We start from the raw sequence: 22,022 nt of genomic DNA on the forward strand, positions 1-22,022 counted from the left end.
CCAACCTTTTGGGGGGCAGTTCAGACGGAGCGGCCGTTTGTAGCGCCGGCCTCAGGCGTCGTTGGCGGCGTAGCCCATGTTGAACTGCAGGCCGCTGGCGCCTTCGCCATCGCCGGATTCGCCGCGCGACTGGCCCAGGCGCGCCAGGTATTCCGCGGTGATGTCGCCGGTGATGTATTCGCCGTCGAAGCAGGACGCTTCGAAGCGCGTCAGCTTGGGATTGAGGTCGCGCAGCGACTGCTGCATGTCCTGCAGGTCCTGGTAGACCAGGCTGTCGGCGCCGATCGCGCGGGCGATTTCCTCGTCGCTGCGGCCGGTGGCGATCAGTTCACTCTGCGTGGGCATGTCGATGCCGTAGACGTTGGGGAAGCGTACCGGAGGCGCGGCCGAGGCGAAGTACACCTTGTTGGCGCCGGCGGCGCGCGCCATGTCGACGATCTCGCGGCTGGTGGTGCCGCGCACGATGGAGTCGTCCACCAGCAGCACGTTCTTGCCCTTGAACTCCATGCCGATGGCGTTGAGCTTCTGGCGTACCGATTTACGGCGCACGGCCTGGCCCGGCATGATGAAGGTGCGGCCGACGTAGCGGTTCTTGATCAGGCCTTCGCGGTAGTCCAGGTTCAGGCGCGCGGCCAGTTGCATGGCGGCCGGGCGCGAGGAATCGGGGATCGGCATGACCACGTCGATGTCGCCCAGGCGCATGTTGCGCGCGACCTTGTCGGCCAGGTATTCACCCATGCGCAGGCGGGCGTCGTACACCGACACGCCGTCGATCAGCGAATCGGGACGGGCGAAGTAGACATATTCGAAGATGCAAGGCACCAGTTGCGGATTGTCGGCGCACTGGCGGCTGACGAAACGGCCGTCCAGGTCGACGAACACCGCCTCGCCCGGCTCGACGTCGCGCACGAAGGCAAAGCCGCTGCCTTCCAGCGCCACGGATTCCGAGGCCACCATCCACTCGACGCCTTCGTCGGTTTCCTGGCGGCCGATGCACAGCGGACGGATGCCGTTGGGATCGCGGAACGCAAGCAGGCCGTAACCGGAAATCTGCGCCACCACGGCGTAGGCGCCGCGCACGCGCTTGTGCACGGCGGCCACGGCGCGGAACATGGCGTCGTCGTCGAGCGAGACGCCGCTGGCGGCCGACTGCAGTTCGTGGGCCAGCACGTTCAGCAGCACTTCCGAGTCGGAATTGGTGTTGATGTGGCGGCGGTCGACGCGGTAGAGCGATTCACGCAGCTCGCGCCAATTGGTCAGGTTACCGTTGTGGGCGAACATGATGCCGAACGGGGCATTGACGTAGAACGGCTGGGCCTCTTCCTCGCTGGCGCTGGAGCCGGCGGTGGGATAGCGCACCTGGCCCACGCCCGAGGTGCCCGGCAGGGCACGCATGTTGCGCGTGCGGAATACATCGCGCACCAGGCCGTGCGCCTTGTACATATTGAACTGGTTGCCTTGCGACGTCGCGATGCCCGCGGCGTCCTGCCCGCGATGCTGCAACAGCAGCAAGCTGTCATAGAGCAGCTGGTTGACCGGCCCGCGCCCGATGACCCCTACGATTCCACACATGGTGAGATTTCCTGGTTGATGTGAAGCTAATCAATACGGCAGCCATGTCGCCAGGGACGGCGGCAGCCACGTCTTGATATGTTTGATGGCCTCGATGGCCGAATGCGAAAACATGGCGTCCTGCCACCACGGCTCCTGCGGCAGCGGCGTGTAGCCGGCGGCGGCGACCAGCGCCAGCACGATCACCAGACCCCGGGCCAGCCCGAACATGCCCCCCAGGCCGTGATCGGCCGGGCTCAGTCCGGTACTGCGGATCAAGGCGGCAAGCGTCATGTTGACCAACCCCACGCCGAGCAGCACGATAATGAAGACCGCCGCGTAGGAGACACCCATGCGCAGCAGCGTTGTTTCGATATAGGGCTCCAGCCAGGCATAGACCGTAGGCCCCCACCAGATCGCGGCCACGAAGGCCAGCAGATACGCGACCAGCGACAGCACTTCCTTGAGCAGGCCGCGCACCAGGCCCAGCACACCCGATACCACCAGGATGGCCAGCACGACGAAGTCGAAGCCGGTCACTATTGGGCGGCGATGAAACCGTTGTCATAGCCCAGGGTGCGCAACCGCGCCTGGGCCGCCTGCGCCGCCTCGCGCGAGGGGAACGGCCCCACCCGCAGACGGTACTGCTGTTTGCCTCCGATGGAAGCCTGCTCGACGAATGCGTTGGTGACACCGGCCTGGTGCAGCTTGTCGCGGCGCGACTGGGCATCCTCGGACGTGGTGTAGGCGGCGATCTGCAGCACGAAGTTGCCTTTGGTGGCCTGCGGCTTGGGAGCCGGCGCGGCGCGGCCTTCGAGCAGCGCCAGGGCGCGGGCGCCATCGTCCGAGCGTTGCTCGGGCTTGGGAGCGGCCGGCTTGGGTTCGGGCTTGGGCTCCGGCTTGGGTTCGGGCTTGGGTTGCGCGCGCGGCGGCGTGGTGGCGGCGACCTGCGGCGGCGTCGTGGCCGGCGGCGTGGTCGCGACCGGCGGCGTGGCCGTGGCGGGCGGCGCGGTCGTCTGCGGCGGCGTGGCCGGCGCGTTGGCGGCGGCCGAGGGCTCGGTGGGCGCGCTGCCGGACGCCGGCGCGGCGACCTGCGGTTCGCTCACTTGCGGCTGGAACGGCGTGTTGCGCTCCGGCACCCTGATGGGAATGTTGTCGGCGACCGGCGCCGGCTGGGAATCCAGCACCATGGGCAGGATGATGACGGCGGCCAGCACCAGCGCGATCGCGCCGGCCAGCCGGCGCCGGGCGCGCCCGCGCAACTCCGCCGCCTGCACCTCGCTGGGCACCGCCGCTCGCTTGGAGGGCTGCGCCTGGTCGGCAGGATCTTTGCGTTTGAAAAAACCCATGGGAGAGAATTCCTTGCGGCAGGTATGGCGGCGGACCGCCATGGCGCTACACCCGGTTTGGCCTGTGCCGCTTTTGCCTATGCCTTGCGACCCAGAGACTGCAAAACCGAGGCCACGGTGAGAAATGATCCGAACACCACGATTCTATCATTCTCCCCTGCCCGTTCGCGCGCCGCGGCAAAGGCCTGGGCGGGATCCGCGCAGGCCGAAACGCCCGGCGCTTCGGCTCCGGCCGGCGCTGCCGGCAGCGTGGCGGCGACCCGCTCGGCCAGGCGCTCGCCGCTGCCGCCGCGCGGCCCCGGCAGTCCGGCACAGAACCAGTGATCGATGCGGCTGCCAAGCTTGGCCAGCACGCCGGCCAGGTCCTTGTCGTTGAGCATGCCGAACACCGCGTAGGTATAAGGATGGAAGCCCATGTTGTCCAGGTTCTGCGCCAACACCGCGGCGGCGTGCGGGTTATGGGCAACATCCAGGATCACCGTCGGCTGGCCCGGCAGGATCTGGAACCGGCCCGGCAGCGAGGCCTGCAACAGGCCCTGGCGCACCGCCTGCTGCGGCACCGGCAGGCGGTCGCGCACCGATTCGAGCGCGGCCAGCGCGGCCGAGGCGTTCAACAGCTGATTGGCGCCACGCAGCGCCGGATAGGCCAGCGCGCTGCGGCGCTGCTCGCGCCCGCCGTAGGCCCATTGCTGGCGATCGCCCGAATAGTTGTAGTCGCGCCCGAACAGCCACAGGTCGGCGCCGATCTGCCCGACGTAATCGAGCAGCGATTGCGGCGGCACCGGGTCGGCGCACACGGCCGGGCGGCCGGCGCGGTAGATATGGGCCTTCTCGAAGCCGATCTTCTCGCGCGTGTCGCCGAGATAGTCGATGTGGTCCAGGTCGACGCTGGTGACGACGGCACAGTCGGCATCGACGATATTGACCGCGTCCAGGCGGCCGCCCAGGCCCACTTCGAGCACCACCGCGTCCAGCCGCGATTGCGAGAACAGGCGCAGGATCGCCAGTGTGGTGAATTCGAAGTATGTCAGGGTGATGTCGCCGCGCGCGGCCTCGACCGCCGCGAACTGCTCGATCAGCGCTTCGTCCGAGGCGATTTGGCCGTTGACGCGGGCGCGCTCGTTGAAATCGATGAGGTGCGGCGAGGTATAGAGACCGACCTTGTAGCCCGCGGCCAGCAGGATGGCCTCGAGCATGGCGCAGGTCGAGCCCTTGCCGTTGGTGCCGCCCACCACGAACTTCACGCCAGGCAGCGCCAGGTTCATGCGCGCCGCCACGTCCCGCACGCGTTCCAGGCCCATGTCGATCGCGGTGGCGTGGATGGATTCCAGGTACTGCAGCCAATCGGACAGGGAGGCACCGGCGGCGGGCTTGAGGGCAGAGGGCATGACGGCAATAAGAAGGTGAACAACCCGGGATTTTAGCAGCGCACGCCCGGTGTTTTCCCTAATCCCCAGGGCGTGGCAAGGGATCTTCGGGAAAAAAGGCTTGCCGATGTTTTTTTCATACGTAAAAATAAATTCACATATGAGAACTAACAAGGAGACAACATGACGCAGCGCCCCCCGCCCGCCTGGCTGGTCCGCGAAGCCGACGTGCCCGGCTACCACCCGGCCAACCACACCGGCACCCTGAATCGCCGCCTGATCGGCCCGGACACCGTAGGGGCGCGCGGCGTGGAAGTGCTGCTGGGGGTGATCGACAAGGGCAAGGGAGCATTGCCGCACGCCCACCCCGGCATCGAGCAGGTCTGTTACCTGCTGTCCGGCACGGCCCGCGCCCAGGTCCAGGACGAATGGGCCGATATGGGGCCGGGCGATTGCTGCTACTTCCCGCCCGACGTCCCGCACGTGTTCACCGTCACCAGCGACGAGCCGGCCCGGTTGCTGGTGATCTACACCCCGCCCTACGAAGAATCGCCCGACCGCGTCATCCGCGGTTTCCCGGCGCCCGACGCCGGCGCCTGAGGCGCCGGCTTTCCCCGGCATTGCCGGACAGCGGCCGCAGAGCCGCGTCCGGATTCCCACCATCTGGAGACAAACCATGCAACTACTGCGCCTGTTGCGCGCCGCCCTGATCGGCGGCGCGGCCCTGCTGACCCTGCCCCTGGCCCACGCCGCCGACTATCCGGACAAACCCATCACGCTGATCGTGCCCTTTCCCGCCGGATCGGGCACCGACGCGGTTGGCCGCATTTTCGGCGCCGAGCTGTCGACCATCCTGGGACAGCAGATCGTGGTCGAGAACAAGCCCGGCGCCAACGCCACCATCGCCGCCAACTACGTGGCGCGCGCCAAGCCGGATGGCTATACGCTGTTCGTGACCACCAACACCTCGCATTCGGCCGCTCCGTGGCTGATGAAGAATGTCCCCTATGACCCGGTCAAGGACTTCACGCCGATCGCACGCGGCGGCAATCTGCCATTCATCCTGGTGGTCAATCCCAAGCGTCCGTGGAAGACCGTGGCCGACCTGATCGCCGACGCCCGCCAGCATCCGGGCCGCATCACCTACGCCAGCGGCAACAGCACCGGCATCGTGGCCGGCGCCACGCTGGCCAATCGCGCCAAGATCGACATCCTGCACGTGCCCTACAAGGGCACGCCGCAGGGCCTGACCGACGTGGTCGGCGGGCAGGTCGATTTCATGTTCACAGACCTGGCTTCAGGCCTGCCTTTCGTGCAGTCGGGCCAGTTGCGGGCGCTGGCGGTCTCCACCGCGGCGCGCAGCACCATCGTGCCGGACCTGCCGTCCATGGCGGAATCGGGCGTGCCGGACTTCGACCTGAATTCCTGGAATGGCTACTTCGGCCCGGCCGGCATGCCGCCCGAGGTGGTCGCCAAGCTCAACGATGCCATCAAGCAGGTGGTCGCCAAGCCCGACGTGCGCAAGCGCCTGGCCGGCCTGGGCTTTGACGCCTTCTCCAGCTCGCCCGAGGCATTCGCCCAATTCGTCAGCGAACAGCGCGATCTGTGGGGCAAGCTGATCCGCGATGCGGGGATCGAGCAGCAATGACGATGCCCGCCACCGCGCCGGCCGCCGGCCCCCTGGCCGGCGTGCGGATCCTCGATCTCAGTTCCGTCGTCATGGGCCCGTATGCCACCCAGGTGCTGGCCGACCTGGGAGCCGACGTCATCAAGGTGGAATCGCCCGCTGGCGACAACATGCGCGCCGTCGGGCCGATGCGTCACCCGGGCATGGGGCACCTGTACCTGCACCTGAATCGCAACAAGCGCTCGGTGGTGCTGGACCTGAAGACCCTCGAAGGCCGCGAGGCCTGCCTGCGGCTGGCCGAGAGCTGCGATGCCATGCTGTACAACATCCGCCCCCAGGCCATGGCCCGGCTGGGCCTGTCGTACGAGGCGGTGGCGGCGCGCAATCCGCGCATCGTCTACCTGGGCGCCTACGGCTTCGGCGAGGCCGGCCCCTACGCCGGCCGCCCTGCCTACGATGACCTGATCCAGGGCCAGACCGGCATCGCGGCGCTGGCGGCGCGCCAGAGCGGCGACGTGCCGCGCTATGCGCCGCTGACGCTGGCCGACCGGGCCGTCGGCCTGCACGTCGGCATCGCCCTGGTATCGGCGGTCCTGCACGCCCGCGCCAGCGGCCAGGGCCAGCAGGTAGAGATCCCCATGTTCGAAGGCATGGCCCACCTGGTGCTGGGCGACCACCTGGGCGGAGCCACCTTCGAGCCGCCGCTCGGCCCCACCGGCTATGCGCGGCTGCTGGCGCCGCACCGGCGCCCCTACGCCACGGCCGACGGCTACCTCTGCCTGCTGATCTACAACGACAAGCACTGGCGCAACTTCTTCGCCCTGATCGGCCAGCCCGAACTCGGGCAGGACCCGCGCTTTCACAGCCACGGCGCGCGCGCGGCGCATATCGACGAGGTCTATGCCTTCGTCGCCGACGTGATCCGCACACGTTCCAGCCAGGACTGGCTGCAGGCGCTGACGGCTGCCGACATCCCGGCCTCGCAACTCTATACGGTGGACGATCTGCTGGAGGACGAGCATTTGGCGGCCACCGGCTTCGTGCAGCACCACGACCATCCCACCGAGGGCCGCCTGCGCACCCCCGCCCCACTCGGCCGCTACCAGGGTACGCCGACCGCGATCCGCCGCCCGGCGCCAACGCTGGGCCAGCACAGCCGCGAAGTACTGGCGGAGGCCGGTTACGACGACGCCGCCATCGACGCCCTCTTCTCCCATCGCATCACCCAGGAAGGAACGCACTGATGGACTTTGAATTCACCCCCGACCAGTTGGCCTTGCGCGATGCCGTATCGCGCATCTGCGAACGCTACCCCGACGACTACTGGCTGGAACGCGACCGCGAAGGCGGTTTCCCCGAGCCGCTGCACGCCGACCTGGCGCGCGACGGCTGGCTCGGCATCGCCATGCCGCAGGAACACGGCGGCGCCGGCCTGGGCATGACCGAGGCCGCCCTGATGATGCAGACCATCGCCGCCTCGGGCGCCGGTTTCACGGGGGCCTCGGCCGTACACATGAACATCTTCGGCCTGAACCCGGTGGTGGTGTTCGGCAATGACGCGCAGCGTGCCCGCTGGCTGCCTCCCCTGATCTCGGGGCGCGAGAAAGCCTGCTTTGCCGTCACCGAGCCCGATGCCGGCCTGGACACCACCAAACTCGGCACCCGCGCCGAGCGCCAGGGCGACGACTACGTGGTGCACGGCCGCAAGATCTGGATCTCGACCGCCCAGGTAGCCGACAAGATGCTGTTGCTGGCCCGCACCACGCCGCTGGCGGACGTGGCCAAGCCGACCCAGGGGCTATCGCTCTTCTATACGGACCTGGATCGCACCAAGGTCGAGGTGCGCGAGATCGAGAAAATGGGCCGCAAGGCGGTGGACTCGAACATGCTGTTCATCGACGGCCTGCGGATTCCGGTGGCCGACCGCATCGGCGAGGAAGGCCGCGGCTTCGAATACATCCTGCATGGCCTGAACCCGGAACGCATCCTGATCGCCGCCGAGGCCGTCGGCATCGGCCGCGCCGCGCTGGAACGGGCGGTACGCTATGCCGGCGAGCGCAAGGTGTTCGGCCGGCCCATCGGCCAGAACCAGGGCATCCAGCACCCGCTGGCGCAGGCGTGGATGCAGCTGGAAGCGGCCGACCTGATGGTGTTCAAGGCCGCCAGCCTGTACGACGCCGGCCAGCCCTGCGGCCCGGCCGCCAACGCCGCCAAGTACCTGGCGGCCGAAGCCGGCTACAACGCCTGCCAGACCGCGGTGATGACGTTGGGCGGGATGGGCTACGCCAAGGAATACCACGTGGAACGGCTGCTGCGCGAGAGCTTCATTCCGCGCATCGCGCCGGTCAGCCCGCAACTGATCATGTGCTTCATCGCCGAGAAGGTGCTGGGACTGCCCAAGTCCTATTGAAACCCCGCCCGCCCGCTGCGGGCCGGCCTCAGGACTGCTGCTCCAGTCCGGTGCAGGCCGCGCGCAGGATGCGGGCGTATTCCTCCTGGCACGGCTCGATGCGATAAATCGGACCACCGACCGAAATGGCATAGTGTTCGCCCGACAACGTCACCGGCCAGGCAATGGCGCCCACGTCCGGAATCGATTCGCCACTATTCATGTACCAGCCGCGCTGGCGCGAACGGTCGATGTCCTGCAACAGCGCTTCGCGCGTAACCAGTGTGCGATCGTTGTAACGCGTCAACGGCATGGCCGCCAACAGGGCGTCGCGGGCCGGCTCGTCCATCAGCGACATGAGCGCTTTTCCCAGCGAATTGGCGTGTACGTCCTTGAACTCGCCGGCAACCGGCGCATATCGGATCGTGTGTGGCGAGTCCAGCACATCCAGGTACACCACCCGGCCATCCGCGGTCAGCTTGGCGAAGACGACAGTCTCCCGCGTTGCGTCCCGCAATTCCACCAGGCTGGGATAAACCCGGTCCAGCACCGGGTCGGCGCGGGCGATGCGCTGCGCCATCGCCAGCAGGCGGCCGGTCGGGTAATACCCCTGGCGGCGGCCGGTTTCATAGAGATAGCCCAGGCCGGTCAGGGTGCGGATCAGGGCCAGGCAGCTCGACACCGGCACATCCAGCAGCCGGGCCAGTTCCGACAAGGGCAAGGCGCGCTTCTCCCGGGCATAGGTTTCGATGATTTCGATGACTCGCAGCGCCGTCTTGACACTCATTGCCCGTTCCCAACTTGTTAGCACATGAAACAACTGTCCGCGCCGGAGCCTAAAGTTCCCTGCGAGGCTGCCGTAATCGTAGCTGAGAATTCCCTGAAAACAGCGCGTTCCTCCGAGACGCCCACATCGCCGTTGGAGTGATCATGGCCGTAACCCCCTTAGCCCCCGCGGCGTTCGCACCCGCAGCTGCGCCAACACCGGTCGCGGCCGCGCCTGCCGCCGCCGACCCGTCGGTCACCGTCGTGCCACCGGCTGCCAGCAGTAACAGCGGCGGGGCCGATTCCGCCACGTCGGAACAATCGACATCGCAGAAGCTGCCCCTGGACAAGGCGCTCGACGAAATCAACGAGCAAATGAAAGCCTGGTCCACCCAGCTGCAGTTCGAAATCGATCCCGACGTGCACCAGGTGGTGGTGTCCGTGGTCGACGCGGAATCGGGGGACGTCCTGCGCACCATCCCAAGTGAAGCCGTACTGAAGATCGCCAAAATGATCGTCAACATGCAAGGAAACGGCATCAAAACCACGGCTTGATATGGCACTCGATTTTTTTTGCTATGCCCGTTCCGGTGCTGTTCGATGACAGAAACATCGAATTAGGCCCGCCTTATGCCCTTGCCCGGCCAATCGCCGGCACCCCATTTTTGACAGAATCGCATCGCTAGGAAGGAATTTCACATGGCCTCTATCACTAACCTCGGTTCGGTTTCCGGCTTGCCCTTGGAAAAGATCCTGTCGGACCTGCAGGCCGCCGAGGACAAGAAGCTCTCGATCTACACCACCCGCGCCCAAAGCTACCAGACCCGCATCGACGCCTATGCGCAGTTGCAAAGCGCGCTGGAAGCCCTGCAGAAGTCGGCCGGCGTGCTGGGCAAGACCGAGACGATGGCCGCCATCAAGGGCAGCGTCACCGGCGGCACCGCCTTGACGGCCACCGTGGCCGCCGAGGGCGCCATCGCGGGCCAATACACCATCGAAGTGAACAGCCTGGCACGGGCCCAGAGCCTGCAATCCGGCGCGGTGGCCGACCGTACCGCCAAGCATGGCGACACCGGCTCGTTCGAGATCGAGCTGGCCGACGGCACCAAGCGCACCATCGACCTCAAGGGCGACACGTCGCTCAACGGCATCGTCAAGGCCATCAATGCCGACGACAAATCGGGGTTGCGCGCCACCGTCATCAACGACGGCAACGGCAACAACTACCTGATGCTGACGGCCAAGGACACCGGCGTCCAGGCCGCGGTCAAGAACATCACGGTGACTGGCGACCAATCGCTCCAGGACATCCTCTCGTTCAGTACCGCCCCCGACGGCAGCACCAGCGGCATGACCGACACCAAGGCCGCCGATGCCGAGATCCTCATCAATGGCATCACCGTCAAGAGCGGCTCGAACAACGTCTCCACGGCCATCGACGGCGTCACGCTGAACCTGACCGACAAGACCGAAACCGGCAAGCCGATCACGCTCAAGCTGGAAGCCGACACCTCGGTGGCCAGCAAGGCAGTCCAGGACTTCATCAAGACCTACAACGCGCTGCAGACGACCATCAAGAACCTGACCGCGTTCGACGCCAAGGCGGCCACCAACCAGCCGCTGACCGGCGACGGCACCACGCGCTCGATCCAATCGTCAGTGACCAGCGCCCTGCAGGCGGTGCTGGGCGAAGGCACGGTGCGCTCGCTGGCCGACCTGGGCATCACCACCGACCCGATGACGCGCCAGCTCAAGCTCGACCAGACCAAGCTCGACAAGGCGCTGTCCGAAAGCCCGGCCGACGTCACCAAGCTGCTGACCGGCGACAACGGCCTGGCCAAGAATTTCGATACCGCCTTCAAGGACGTGCTGGGCAGCAACGGTTCGCTGAAAACGCGCACCGACGGCCTGGCCAAGACCATGAGCGACCTGGACGCCCAGCAAAAGCGCGCCAAGGCCGCCAGCGATGCCGAAATCGACCAGATGCGCACCCGCTTCGTGGCGCTGGACAAGTTCTACATGCAGATGCAGACCACCGCCAACTACCTGACCCAACAATTTGCGGCGATGAACAAATCGAGCAAATAACCTGTAGAAGATGCTTTAATGACTTACGCCGCCCGCCGCCCCACAGGGTCCCAATCCGTTCGCTCCTACGCCGATATCGGCCTGGAAACCCAGGTGCTGGGAGCGAGCCCCGAGCGGCTGATCACCCTGCTGTACCTGGGTGCCCGGGCGGCGATCGGGCAGGCGCGCATCCACCTGCAGGAAGGCCGGGTCGCCGAACGCGGCGCGGCTATCTCGAAAGCGATCAAAATCGTCGATGAAGGCCTGAAGACCGGGCTGAACATGGAGGCCGGCGGCGACATCGCCGCCAACCTCTCCCGGCTCTACGATTACATCGTCCGCACCCTGCTGACGGCGAATCTGAAAGCGGATGCCGAGCAACTGGACATCGCCGACCGCCTGCTGGCGGACCTGGCCGAGGCTTGGCAAACCTCCATCGACCGACCGGCTGGTGTAACGCAGCCCTGATGGTCCAGAAACACACATCCAGCCAGCCATCGAACGCCCGAGATTTCCATGACGTCCCTTACCCAGTACTCCTCCCCTATTCTGGAACACTACCAGGAGATCGCCCTCATCACGGGCGAGATGTTGACGGCCGCCCAGGCCGGCGACTGGGACACGGCCATGGCCCACGGGCAGCAATACTGTGAACTGGTCGAACGCCTGCGCATCGCCGAACCGACCGCGCCACTGGACGAAGCCGGCCGCGCCATGAAGTACGACCTGCTGGTGCGCATCCTGGAAAACGACGCCATGACGCGTGACCTGGCGCTGCCGCAACTGGCCCGGCTGGGCGAACTGCTGGGCCGCATGAAACGCCAGCAGACCCTGCTCTCGGCCTACGGTTACCAGGCGCCTGAAGCATGAGCGTGGGTCCCGCGGCACTCGGCAACGTCCTAGTGCAGCGGTTGGACGCCGTGCTCGGCACGACGATGTCCGCCGCCAGTGCCAATCAGGTCTCGGGCGCGCGGCCGGACGCGGTCAGCCAGCCCGGCAGCCTGGACAAGCCCGGCTCGGCCGACGGCTCGAACCGCGACCCTCGCCAGGGTATCCAGACCGGCGGTGGCCGCGGCGATCGTCCCGCCACGGTCGTCGATGCCAAGACCGCCGCGGCGCTGGCGTTGGCCGCGCGCGGCCTGGTTACCAGTAGCGACACCACCGCGTCGGCCCCGACCACGCTGGGCACCACCGCCCGCGCCATCCTGGCCTTGCTCGCCCAATACCCTGAAGGCGCCCCGGCAGTGCAAGGCCGCGCGCCGCTCTGGCGCGCGGACGGCTCCCCATCCGCCAACGGCGCACCCGCGCAGGCGAGCGCCGGCCAGGCCACGGCGCAGGCGGCGGCCCAGCCTTCCCCCACCCCACCCGCGCCAGCCGGCAGTGGCGCCCAGGCCCCCACCACGCCAGCCGCCAGCAGCGCGGCGGCGCTGGCCGCGGCCAGCGCCGCCGCGAGTGACCCCGCCAGCGAGGGCGCGGCGTCGTCCAAGCCAGGTCGCCCCGCCAGCCCGGGCGATGCCCCGGCCGGCGCCAAGGGCACCGCCGCCGCGACCCACGCCACGCTGGCCGGGCCCGCACCGTCGGTCCGGGCGCTGGCGCAAGCCCTGCGCAGCGCGCTGCAGACCAGCGGCCTGTTCTACGAATCGCACCTGGCCGACATGGTCTTCGGCCGCAGCAACCCGGCCCAGTTGCAACAGGAACCCCAGGCTCGCCTTGCGCATGGCAATACCGCCAGCGAGGCCGACGCCTCGCGTCCGCGCGCGCAAGCGCAGAGCGACGCCGGCTCGGCCGACGCGCCCGCCACATCCGGCGCCAAGGCGCCCGCGGCCGGCACGCCGGTCAACGGCATCCACCAGGACCTGACCGTCCTGGTGCGCCAGCAGCTCGAGGTGCTCGCGAACCAGGCGCTTACCTGGCAAGGCGAGGCCTGGCCCGGCACGCCGATGGAATGGGAAGTGGAACGCGACCCCTACGGCGGCGACCCCGATTCGGCGGTCTCCACCTGGGCCACCCGCCTGAAACTCGACCTGCCGCGCCTGGGTCTGGTGGACGCGCGCCTGAACCTGGCCGGCGATCAACTGGTGCTGCAGGTGGTCGCGCCGCACAGCGCGGCCGAGATCAACGATTCTTCGGACCAACTGCGTTCGCGCCTGCTCGCCGCCGGCCTCACGCTCAGCCACCTGGTGGTGAACGTGGTCGATCCGCGGCCCGTCATTCCCACGGACTTCTGATGCGCAACGCCCCGCCCCCCGACCAGGGTCCGAACGCCAACCGCAACGCCGCGGTCGCCATTTCCTATGACAACAAGGATGCCGCCCCCCGGGTGGTGGCCAAAGGCTACGGGCAACTGGCCGACACCATCGTGCGCGCGGCCGAGGAAAACGGCCTGTACGTCCATGAATCGCGCGAACTCGTCGGCCTGCTGATGCAGGTGGACCTGGATTCGCATATTCCTCCCCAACTCTACGTGGCGGTGGCAGAATTGCTGGCCTGGCTCTATCGCCTCGAATCGCGCGAGCTCCCAGACGCCGCGCCGCCCGCCTGACCCTTCTCTCTAAGGACGACCATCGTGTTGGATGCCAGCGATCCGGAATTCCTGCTTACGCGGCCGGAAGACATGCGCGCCGCGCTCTTCGAACTGACGCACCCCGACAGCCATATCCTGGTCCGCGATGCCGCGGACCGCGAAATGGCGGTGCTGGTGCTCGGCGCGGACAAGCAGACCCGGCAGTTTTTCTGGCGCCCGCGCGACTATGCCGGGGCCGATTTCGAACAGACGGACAGCATGGGCCTGCTCAGCGGCACCACCTTCCATTTCCACGCCACGGCCTACGGGGGCGTGCAGATCCGTTTTCGCGTCGCGCGCCCCGAAGTGATCTATTTCGATGATGGCAGCGCGGCCTTGATGTCGCCCTTCCCCGACCGGCTGGCCCGTATCCAGCGCCGCAAAATGTTCCGCGCCTCGCTGGTCACCCATGCCAACCGTTGCCAGGCGTCCTGGCGCCCTACCCCCGCCGACCAGCCGATCAGCTTCTCGGTGCGCGACATTTCGGTCGATGGCGTCGGACTGCGGGTGGAACTGGCGGTGCCGGCGCTGCCGCAACGCGGCAGCGTGCTGGAAGACGTACACCTCGACTTCGGTGAACTCGGCAAGCTCAATGCGCACCTGGAGGTGCGCAACGTCTATCCGATCTCGGGCCAGCCCATGACCCAGGCCACCAGCCCCGATGAGCCGGCCCCGACCCACGTATCGCTGACCGGCGAACCGCCGATGAGCCACCTGGGCGCGGTGTTCCTGAATCTGGACGCGCGCCAGGAAACCTGGCTGCAGCAAGTTGTCTGGAAACTGGAAAAAACGGCGAGATAGGGGCGCTCCGGCGCCGGCCAAGATGGCTGGGCGGCGGGAACGGGCCGGATGGGGAGTTATCCGGTCTGAAAAGGGGCTGGCATGCGCCAGCCCCTGTTTTCATGCTGGCGGCCGTTACACCGCCATCGAGGAAATTTCCTTGTAGGCCGCAACCAGCTTGTTGCGAACCTGGACAGCCGTCTGGAAGCCGATGCTGGCCTTTTGCAGGTCGACCATGACATCGTTGAGCGACACGTCGGGCGCGCCCAGCTCGAAAGCCTTGGCCTGCGCGGTGGCGGCGTTCTGGGCCGCGGTGACGCGGCGGATGGAGCGTTGCAGCTCGGCGGCGAAGCCATCCGGTTGGGCCACGGCCTCGCCGGCGGCCAGGTTGCCGGTTTCGGCCTTGGTAACCGCCACGCGCATCTGCTGGAGCATGCTCTCGATGCCGGACAAGCCTGATACAGCCATTACGTTATTCCTTGCTGAGGGGACGAGGGACTACGCCCAGGATGCAGGCAGCGTAACCCGGCATTCCCCGCCTCATAGCGGGTAAAAGCCGCCAAAACACCCGATATTTCCGCGAATGCGCCAACCCCGCCGGTGCTGGCCGCTGCCGCCTCCGCCCGCGGGGCGCGCCCGCTTGTCGACATAGGGATTAAGTAACGCCAAAAAACCGCTGTTTTCGGCAATTGGGTTTGCTAACGCAGCAGCAATAATCCAGGCTCTCCCCAGACCAGAAGCACGTTGCATGTGTAATCTGCCCTACCCGAACATGAAGTCATTTTCCCTGCTCCGCGAAGCCAGCGGGAGCCGCCAATGAATCAGCAGGCTACCCTGAGCGCGTCGCTTCTGGCGAAGTTTCCCGTGTTGGAAAAGATACGCGCCCTGCCCAAGCCGATCCTGCTTGGCGCGGCGGCAGCGCTGGTCGCGCTGATCGTCGCCGTGGCGATGTGGAGCAGCGAGCCCCAGTACAAGGTGCTGTTCTCGAACCTGGACGACCGCGACGGCGGCGCCATCGTGACCGCGCTGGGCGCCATGAACGTGCCTTACAAGTACAACGACACCGGCACCGCCCTGCTGGTGCCGGCCGACCGCGTCTATGACGCCCGCCTGCAACTGGCCTCGCAGGGCCTGCCGCGCGGCGGCTCGGTCGGTTTCGAGCTGATGGACAACGCCCGCTTTGGCGCCAGCCAGTTCGCCGAGCAGATCAACTACCAGCGTGGCCTGGAGGGCGAACTGTCGCGCTCGATCGAATCCATGCACACGGTCCAGCACGCCCGCGTGCACCTGGCCATGCCGCGCCAGTCGCTGTTCGTGCGCGAGCGCCAGGCGCCGACCGCCTCGGTGCTGCTGAATGTCTATCCCGGCCGCAGCTTGAGCGATGCCCAGGTCTCGGCCATTTCCTGGCTGGTGGCCTCGAGCGTGCCGGAACTGACCGCCGAGAACGTCTCCATCGTCGACCAGAACGGCCGCCTGCTGTCCGCGCCCACCGGCGAAGGCCGGGGCATGGACGCCGACCAGATGCGCATGGTCCGAGAAACCGAACAACGCACCGTCGAGCGCATCCTCACCATCCTCAATCCGCTGGTCGGTCCGGGCAACGTACACGCTCAGGCCAGCGCCGAGATGGATTTCTCGCGCCGCGAGGAAACCTCCGAGGTCTATCGCCCCAACCAGGAACCGGGCCAGGCCGCGATCCGCAGCCAGCAGACCAGCGAATCCAACCAGCGCGGCATCAACCCCGCCCAGGGCGTGCCCGGCGCGCTGTCCAACCAGCCGCCCGCCAACGCCCAGGCCCCCATCGCCAACGCGCCGCAGACGCAGCCGGCCCGTCCCGGCCAGCCGCAACAACCCGGCCAGCAACAACAGCAGCAGCAACAGCAGCAAACCCCGGCCCAGGGAGCCGGCGGCACCGTCAGCGATCGCCGCGACGCCACCACCAACTACGAAGTCGACCGCACCATCAGCCACATCAAGCAGCCAGTCGGCATGCTCAAGCGCCTGTCGGTCGCCGTGGTCGTGAACTACGTGCGCGACAAGGATGGCGAACCGCAGGCCCTGCCGCCCGAGGAACTGAACAAGCTCACCAACCTGGTGCGCGAAGCCATGGGCTATTCCGAAAGCCGCGGCGACTCGCTGAACCTGGTCAACAGCCAATTCAACGACGGCCCGCCGCCCGTGCCGATGTGGCGCGATCCGGAAATGATCTCGCTGTTCAAGACCATCCTGGCGTGGCTGGTGGGTGGCGTGCTGGCCCTGTGGCTGTATCGCAAGATCCGCCGCTCGGTGGGCGACTACCTGTACCCGCCGGTCGATCCGGAAGTGGCCGAGGCCGAACGTATCGAGGCCCAGCGCGAGGCCCAGGACCTGGCCCGCGCCAAGGAAACCGACCGTTACCAGGACAACCTGGAACGCGCCCGCACGATGGCGAGCAAGGATCCGCGCGCCGTCGCGATGGTCCTGCGCACCTGGATGACCAAAGATGAAAAATGATTCCAAACCCATGGACGGCATGACGCGCAGCGCCGTCCTGATGATGTCGCTGGGTGAAGACGCCGCGGCCGAGGTCTTCAAGTACCTCACCGCGCGCGAAGTCCAGCAGGTCGGCGCCGCCATGGCCAGCCTCAAGCAGGTCACCCGCAACGACGTGGCCGTGGTGCTGGAGGAGTTCCGCCAGGAAGCCGACCAGTTCATGGCCGTCACGCTGGGCTCGGACGACTACATCCGCACCGTGCTGACCAAGGCGCTGGGCAGCGACCGCGCCGCCGGCCTGATCGAGGACATCCTCGAAGCCGGCGAAGGCGGCAGCGGCATCGATGCCCTGAACTGGCTCGACCCGCACACCGTGGCCGAACTGATCGGCGACGAACACCCGCAGATCATCGCCACCATCCTGGTGCACCTCGAACGCGACCGCGCCGCCGGCGTGCTGGCGCTGCTGACCGACCGCCTGCGCAACGACGTCATGCTGCGTATCGCCACCTTCGGCGGCGTGCAGCCGGCCGCGCTGTCTGAACTGACCGAAGTGCTCAATTCCGTGCTGGCGGGCCAGGGCGCCAAGCGCAGCAAGATGGGCGGCGTGCGCACCGCGGCCGAGATTCTCAACATGATGAATTCGGCCGAAGAGGAAACCGTGGTCGCCAGCCTGCGCGAACGCGACAGCGACCTGGCGCAGAAGATCATCGACGAGATGTTCGTGTTCGACAACCTGCTCGACGTCGAAGACCGCGCGATCCAGCTCATCCTCAAGGAAATCGACAACGACACGCTCATGGTCGCGCTCAAGGGCGCCCAGGAAGAGCTGCGCGCCAAGTTCCTGCGCAACATGTCCAGCCGCGCCGCAGAAATGCTGCGCGAGGACCTGGAAGCGCAAGGTCCGATCCGCATGTCGAAGGTCGAGGGCGAGCAGAAGAAGATCCTGCAGATCGCCCGCCGCCTGGCCGAGAGCGGCCAGATCGTCCTGGGCAATTCCGGAGACGACGCGTATGTCTGAAGCGGATACCGGCCAGTCGACGCGCATCTCGCGCAGTGCCGCCTGGCGGCGCTGGCAGATGCTGTCGTTCGACGAGCCGCCGCCTGTCGAAGTCGAACCCGAGCCGGAACCCGATCCGGGCCCCGACCCGGAAGTGGTGATGGCCCAGCTGCGTGCCCAGGCCCTCGCCGAGGGCCGCGAGGAAGGTTACGCGCAGGGCCACGCCGCCGGCCTGGAAGCCGGCCGCGCCGAGGGCCATGAAGCGGGCCTGGCCGCCGGCCGCGAAGCCGGTTACGCCGAAGGCCTGGCCCAGGCACGCGAGCAAGGCGCGCAGGAAGCGCAACACCTGCATGCGCTGCTGCAGGCCTGCGCCGAATCGGTCGGCTCGCTGGAAGAAAAAATGGGCCAGAGCCTGCTGACGCTGGCCCTGGACATCGCCCAGCAGGTGGTGCGCACCACCCTGGCCGAGCAGCCCGACACCGTCGCCAGCGCCGTGCGCGAAGTGCTGCACATCAACCCCACCGCCGGCGGCCAGATGCGCCTGTGGGCCAATCCGGCTGATATCGAACTGATCCGCCTGCACTTGGCCGACGAGCTCAAGGAAGGCCACTGGCGCGTGCTGGCCGACGAATCCATCGCCCGCGGCGGCTGCCGCGCCGAGACGCCGTTCGGCGACATCGACGCTACCTTGCAGACCCGCTGGCGCCGCGTCGCCGCCTCGCTCGGCCGCAACGTCCACTGGGAGGAACCGGTGTGAGCGCCAATCCGGCCCCCGCGCAGCCCGGCCAACCGGCCGTGCCCGTGATCGACCGCTGGCAGACCCAGCTGCAGATCGGTTCGATCCGCGCCGCCTCGACCGACCCCTGGCTGGTCAGCGGCAAGATCACGCGCGCCACCGGGCTGGTACTGCACGCCACCGGCCTGCGCCTGCCGGTGGGCGCCGCTGCCCGCATCGAGATCGCGCGCGGCCACGACCACTGGGCCGACGCCGAGGTGGTCGGTTTCGACGGCCACACCCTGTACCTGATGCCGCAGGCCGACATTTCCGGCCTGCCGCCCGGCGCCCGCGTGGTGCCCGGCGAGCCGCCGGTGCAACGCCAGATCCCGCTGCCGCGCAAGGCCGAACTGAATGGCAACGCCAAGCCGCAACTGGGCCGCCACCTGCCGGTCGGCAACGCCCTGCTCGGCCGCGTGCTCGATGGCGCCGGCCGGCCGCTGGATGGTCTCGGTCCGTTGACCGGCGCCGAACTGGCGCCGCTGTCGGCCCAGCCCATCAATCCGCTGTCGCGCGCCCCGATCGATACCGTGCTCGATACCGGCGTGCGCGCCATCAACGGCCTGCTCACCGTCGGCCGCGGCCAGCGCATGGGCCTGTTCGCCGGGTCCGGCGTCGGCAAGAGCGTGCTGCTCGGCATGATGGCCCGCTACACCAAGGCCGACGTCATCGTGGTCGGCCTGATCGGCGAGCGCGGCCGCGAAGTCAAGGAATTCATCGAGCACAACCTGGGCCCGGAAGGCCTGGCGCGCTCGGTGGTGGTGGCCGCGCCGGCCGACGTCTCGGCATTGCTGCGCCTGCAGGGCGCGGCCTACGCCACGCGCCTGGCGGAACACTTCCGCGACCAGGGTCTGGACGTGCTGCTGATCATGGACTCGCTCACCCGCTATGCCATGGCGCAACGCGAGATCGCGCTGGCCATCGGCGAGCCGCCCGCCACCAAGGGCTATCCGCCGTCGGTGTTCGCCAAGCTGCCGACCCTGGTCGAACGCGCCGGCATGGGCGCGCCCGGACCCAGCGGCAAGGCCGGTTCGATTACCGCGTTCTACACCGTGCTGGCAGAAGGCGACGACCAGCAGGACCCCATCGCCGACTCGGCCCGCGCCATTCTCGACGGCCACGTGGTGCTGTCGCGCCACCTGGCCGAGTCCGGCCACTACCCCGCCATCGACATCGAAGCCTCGATCTCGCGCGCCATGACCTCCCTGATCACGCCGCAGCAGTTCGCGGTGGTGCGCCGCTTCAAGCAGACGCTGTCGCGCTACCAGCGCAACCGCGACCTGATCGCCGTGGGCGCCTATGCCGCCGGCAACGACCCGCAGCTGGACGATGCCATCGCCCGCTACCCGCGCCTGGAAGCGTTCCTGCAACAGGACATCGGCGAGAACATCGGCTACGACGACGCGGTGGAACAGCTGCGCGCAAGCTTCGAATTGAAGGACACTTATGCCTAGCCAATTGCCCCTGGACATGCTGATCAACCTGGCCAAGGAGAGCACGGACGAAGCCGCCCGCCTGCTCGGCCGGCTCAGCACCGAGCGCACCAATGCCGAACGCCAGCTCGGCATGCTGCAGGACTACCGCCAGGACTACCTGGAGCGCCTGCAGCACGCCATGACCACCGGCATGTCGGCCAGCGATTGCCACAACTACCAGCGCTTCATCGGCACCCTGGACGACGCCATCGGCCAGCAGCAGAATGTACTGCGCCAGGCCGACGAGAACCTGGCCAAGGGCCGGCTCTACTGGCAGCAGGAAAAACGCAAGCTCAATTCGTACGATGCCCTGGCGCAACGCGAATTGCGCGCGCAGGCCGTGGTGGAATCCCGCCGCGAGCAACGCGCCAACGACGAATACTCCGCCCGCCTGGTCCAGCGCCAGGCCGGGATGCATTAATTGCCCACAGGAAGCCCGAGATGACCGCTCCCCTGCCCATGCCCGCTATCGCGCCCGCCGTGCCGACCTCGATCGCCGATGCCCTCGGCGCCAAGTCCGCGCCTCCCGCGACCAAGAAGGGTCCGTCGTTCTCCGACGTGCTGGCCCAGCAGCGTCCCAACCCGTCCGCCCAGGCGCGCCCGGCCGACAACAATGGCCCCACCAAGGCACCCCCCTCCGGCAAGACCACCAGCGATGCCGCCGCAAACGCCGAAGACGCTGCCGCCTCGGCTATCGATGACGCGGTCAAGACCGCCAGCGAGGCCGAAGCCGGCGCGCTCGCCGTGGCCGCCACCCAGCAGCCGGTCACGCCGGTCGTGTTGCCGGAGCAGACACTGGAGATCGCCGCCCAGGCTGCCGAGCAAGTGCAGTTGGCGCGTGGCAACGCCCAGGCCGCTGCCACCGCCATCAGCAGCGGCGCTGCCGTGGTGCAGGCGGCGCTGACCGCCAACGACGCCATCGCCACTGCCCGCGCGCCGGTGGCCGCCACCGCGCTGCAGGCCGAAGCCGCCGCCGCCAAGGCCAGCCGCGATGCGCAGGCCGCGCAACCGGTGGTCACCGCCGCCATCAAGCCCGGCTCGACGCCCGCCGTGGCCGCCGTGCCCGCCCAGGCCGCGCCCGCCGCCGAACTGCCGCGTCCGGCGCCCGAGGCCGCCGCCCCGCGCGCCGTCAACGCGCGCGCGGCCACGGCAGAAGCCGCGCCAGCCCTGCCGCAGCATGCACATGCCGAGGAAGACCCGGCCGCGCCGCTGCTCAGCACCGCACAGCAATTCCAGGTGCCGCAGCACGCCGCCAATGCCCAGGATCACCTGGCGCAGGCGATCGCCGCCGCCAGCCAGCGCCAGCAGCCGGCCCCCATCTCCAACCCGGCCAGCGTCGCCGTGCCCAATGTGCCGGTGATGCTGCAGGTCGCCACGCCCGTCGGCGGCACCCACTGGGGCACCGAATTGGGCCAGCAGATGGTCGTCATGAGCAACAACGCGCGCCAAGGCACCCAGACCGCCGAACTGCGCCTGGACCCGCCCGACCTGGGTCCGCTGCGCGTCAGCATCAACCTGGCTGACGGGGTCGCGAGCGCCTCGTTCGTCTCGGCTCATGCCTCGGTGCGCCAGGCCATCGAAACCGCGATTCCGCAACTGCAGCAGGCGTTGGCCCAGGCCGGCATCTCGCTGGGCCAGACCAGCGTCGGCGAACAGGCCGCGCAGCAGGAATTCGCCCAGCAGAACGGTGGCGGTTCGCAACGCCAGGGCGGTGGCAATGGCGCCGCGGTGGCCGACGGCGCGATCGATGGCCAGACGGCCACTGTGACGGCCTCGCGCAACGCCAATGCGCTGGTCGACACCTTCGCGTAACAATCCCGCGGCCCGCGGCCGGTAACGGTT

General features: G+C 67.9%; 23 protein-coding genes. 17 read left to right on the forward strand and 6 right to left on the reverse strand.

All coding sequences use genetic code 11. From position 1 onward, the window contains the following. Positions 1 to 51: 51 nt before the first annotated feature. The 4 genes from purF to folC all read right to left on the reverse strand — a co-directional run bounded on the left by purF (position 52) and on the right by folC (position 4,288). The gene (gene purF / locus K2W61_RS24405; protein WP_175135075.1) at positions 52 to 1,572 is read right to left on the reverse strand and encodes an amidophosphoribosyltransferase; all 1,521 of its coding nucleotides are present in this window, start codon (positions 1,570 to 1,572) and stop codon (positions 52 to 54) included. A 30-nt stretch (positions 1,573 to 1,602) separates the two neighbouring features. Further along, positions 1,603 to 2,091, reverse strand: a complete 489-nt coding sequence (locus tag K2W61_RS24410) for a CvpA family protein (protein ID WP_175135074.1) — start codon at positions 2,089 to 2,091, stop codon at positions 1,603 to 1,605. Further along, complete coding sequence (locus tag K2W61_RS24415; protein WP_175140081.1) at positions 2,091 to 2,900, reverse strand: SPOR domain-containing protein; 810 nt, start codon at positions 2,898 to 2,900, stop codon at positions 2,091 to 2,093. Before K2W61_RS24415 ends, K2W61_RS24410 begins: the two co-directional genes overlap by 1 nt. 77 nt (positions 2,901 to 2,977) lie before the next feature. Beyond that, positions 2,978 to 4,288: a bifunctional tetrahydrofolate synthase/dihydrofolate synthase gene (gene folC / locus K2W61_RS24420; protein ID WP_175135888.1), complete on the reverse strand. Its 1,311-nt coding sequence runs from the start codon at positions 4,286 to 4,288 to the stop codon at positions 2,978 to 2,980. Positions 4,289 to 4,450: 162 nt separating this feature from the next. Between folC and K2W61_RS24425 the strand changes: the two genes are divergently transcribed. From K2W61_RS24425 to K2W61_RS24440, 4 genes are all read left to right on the forward strand, one after another. Next, positions 4,451 to 4,867 (forward strand): cupin domain-containing protein, encoded by a 417-nt coding sequence (locus K2W61_RS24425; protein ID WP_175135889.1) that lies wholly within the window; start codon positions 4,451 to 4,453, stop codon positions 4,865 to 4,867. 76 nt (positions 4,868 to 4,943) lie between these two features. After that, positions 4,944 to 5,915 (forward strand): Bug family tripartite tricarboxylate transporter substrate binding protein, encoded by a 972-nt coding sequence (locus K2W61_RS24430; protein WP_175135890.1) that lies wholly within the window; start codon positions 4,944 to 4,946, stop codon positions 5,913 to 5,915. Further along, positions 5,912 to 7,138: a CaiB/BaiF CoA transferase family protein gene (locus tag K2W61_RS24435; RefSeq protein WP_236756742.1), complete on the forward strand. Its 1,227-nt coding sequence runs from the start codon at positions 5,912 to 5,914 to the stop codon at positions 7,136 to 7,138. The genes K2W61_RS24430 and K2W61_RS24435 overlap by 4 nt, the downstream gene beginning before the upstream one ends. Beyond that, complete coding sequence (locus tag K2W61_RS24440) at positions 7,138 to 8,304, forward strand: acyl-CoA dehydrogenase family protein (RefSeq protein ID WP_175135891.1); 1,167 nt, start codon at positions 7,138 to 7,140, stop codon at positions 8,302 to 8,304. Before K2W61_RS24435 ends, K2W61_RS24440 begins: the two co-directional genes overlap by 1 nt. Before the next feature lie 28 nt (positions 8,305 to 8,332). Here the strand turns inward: K2W61_RS24440 and K2W61_RS24445 are convergent, their stop codons facing one another. Next, positions 8,333 to 9,070 carry an IclR family transcriptional regulator gene (locus K2W61_RS24445; RefSeq protein ID WP_175135892.1) on the reverse strand — a complete coding sequence of 246 codons (738 nt, stop codon included), beginning with the start codon at positions 9,068 to 9,070 and terminating at the stop codon, positions 8,333 to 8,335. Positions 9,071 to 9,213: 143 nt separating this feature from the next. Here K2W61_RS24445 and K2W61_RS24450 point away from each other — a divergent pair, with 143 nt between their 5' ends. From K2W61_RS24450 to K2W61_RS24480, 7 genes are all read left to right on the forward strand, one after another. After that, a complete protein-coding gene (locus K2W61_RS24450; protein ID WP_175135893.1) occupies positions 9,214 to 9,603 on the forward strand; it encodes a flagellar protein FlaG in 390 nt (129 codons plus the stop codon). A gap of 144 nt (positions 9,604 to 9,747) precedes the next feature. Further along, a complete protein-coding gene (gene fliD, locus K2W61_RS24455) occupies positions 9,748 to 11,136 on the forward strand; it encodes a flagellar filament capping protein FliD (RefSeq protein ID WP_175135894.1) in 1,389 nt (462 codons plus the stop codon). Positions 11,137 to 11,154: 18 nt separating this feature from the next. Beyond that, a complete protein-coding gene (gene fliS / locus K2W61_RS24460) occupies positions 11,155 to 11,583 on the forward strand; it encodes a flagellar export chaperone FliS (RefSeq protein ID WP_175135895.1) in 429 nt (142 codons plus the stop codon). A 48-nt stretch (positions 11,584 to 11,631) separates the two neighbouring features. Further along, on the forward strand, positions 11,632 to 11,985 hold the full coding sequence (locus K2W61_RS24465; protein WP_006385218.1) for a flagellar protein FliT: 354 nt from the start codon (positions 11,632 to 11,634) through the stop codon (positions 11,983 to 11,985). Beyond that, positions 11,982 to 13,343 (forward strand): flagellar hook-length control protein FliK, encoded by a 1,362-nt coding sequence (fliK, locus tag K2W61_RS24470; RefSeq protein WP_175140084.1) that lies wholly within the window; start codon positions 11,982 to 11,984, stop codon positions 13,341 to 13,343. Before K2W61_RS24465 ends, fliK begins: the two co-directional genes overlap by 4 nt. Continuing rightward, on the forward strand, positions 13,343 to 13,657 hold the full coding sequence (locus K2W61_RS24475; RefSeq protein WP_175135911.1) for an EscU/YscU/HrcU family type III secretion system export apparatus switch protein: 315 nt from the start codon (positions 13,343 to 13,345) through the stop codon (positions 13,655 to 13,657). The genes fliK and K2W61_RS24475 overlap by 1 nt, the downstream gene beginning before the upstream one ends. 24 nt (positions 13,658 to 13,681) lie before the next feature. Beyond that, entirely contained in the window at positions 13,682 to 14,479 is a 798-nt protein-coding gene (locus tag K2W61_RS24480) for a flagellar brake protein (RefSeq protein ID WP_175140085.1), read from the forward strand. A gap of 114 nt (positions 14,480 to 14,593) precedes the next feature. Here the strand turns inward: K2W61_RS24480 and fliE are convergent, their stop codons facing one another. After that, positions 14,594 to 14,926, reverse strand: a complete 333-nt coding sequence (gene fliE, locus K2W61_RS24485; protein ID WP_175135913.1) for a flagellar hook-basal body complex protein FliE — start codon at positions 14,924 to 14,926, stop codon at positions 14,594 to 14,596. 348 nt (positions 14,927 to 15,274) lie between these two features. On the opposite strand from fliE, the gene fliF reads away from it, so the two are divergent. The 6 genes from fliF to K2W61_RS27775 are packed head-to-tail and all read left to right on the forward strand — an operon-like array spanning position 15,275 to position 21,992. Then, positions 15,275 to 16,951, forward strand: a complete 1,677-nt coding sequence (gene fliF / locus K2W61_RS24490; protein ID WP_175140086.1) for a flagellar basal-body MS-ring/collar protein FliF — start codon at positions 15,275 to 15,277, stop codon at positions 16,949 to 16,951. Next, positions 16,941 to 17,951: a flagellar motor switch protein FliG gene (gene fliG / locus K2W61_RS24495; RefSeq protein ID WP_175135915.1), complete on the forward strand. Its 1,011-nt coding sequence runs from the start codon at positions 16,941 to 16,943 to the stop codon at positions 17,949 to 17,951. Before fliF ends, fliG begins: the two co-directional genes overlap by 11 nt. Next, a complete protein-coding gene (gene fliH / locus K2W61_RS24500; protein WP_175135916.1) occupies positions 17,944 to 18,687 on the forward strand; it encodes a flagellar assembly protein FliH in 744 nt (247 codons plus the stop codon). The genes fliG and fliH overlap by 8 nt, the downstream gene beginning before the upstream one ends. After that, entirely contained in the window at positions 18,684 to 20,159 is a 1,476-nt protein-coding gene (gene fliI / locus K2W61_RS24505; protein WP_175135917.1) for a flagellar protein export ATPase FliI, read from the forward strand. The genes fliH and fliI overlap by 4 nt, the downstream gene beginning before the upstream one ends. Further along, positions 20,152 to 20,601, forward strand: a complete 450-nt coding sequence (gene fliJ, locus K2W61_RS24510; RefSeq protein WP_175135918.1) for a flagellar export protein FliJ — start codon at positions 20,152 to 20,154, stop codon at positions 20,599 to 20,601. Before fliI ends, fliJ begins: the two co-directional genes overlap by 8 nt. 20 nt (positions 20,602 to 20,621) lie before the next feature. Further along, positions 20,622 to 21,992, forward strand: coding sequence for a flagellar hook-length control protein FliK (locus K2W61_RS27775; protein ID WP_175140088.1), 1,371 nt, complete (start codon positions 20,622 to 20,624; stop codon positions 21,990 to 21,992). The last annotated feature ends 30 nt before the right edge of the window (positions 21,993 to 22,022 follow it).

This window comes from Achromobacter pulmonis (assembly GCF_021733725.1).
GTDB lineage: Bacteria > Pseudomonadota > Gammaproteobacteria > Burkholderiales > Burkholderiaceae_B > Achromobacter > Achromobacter pulmonis.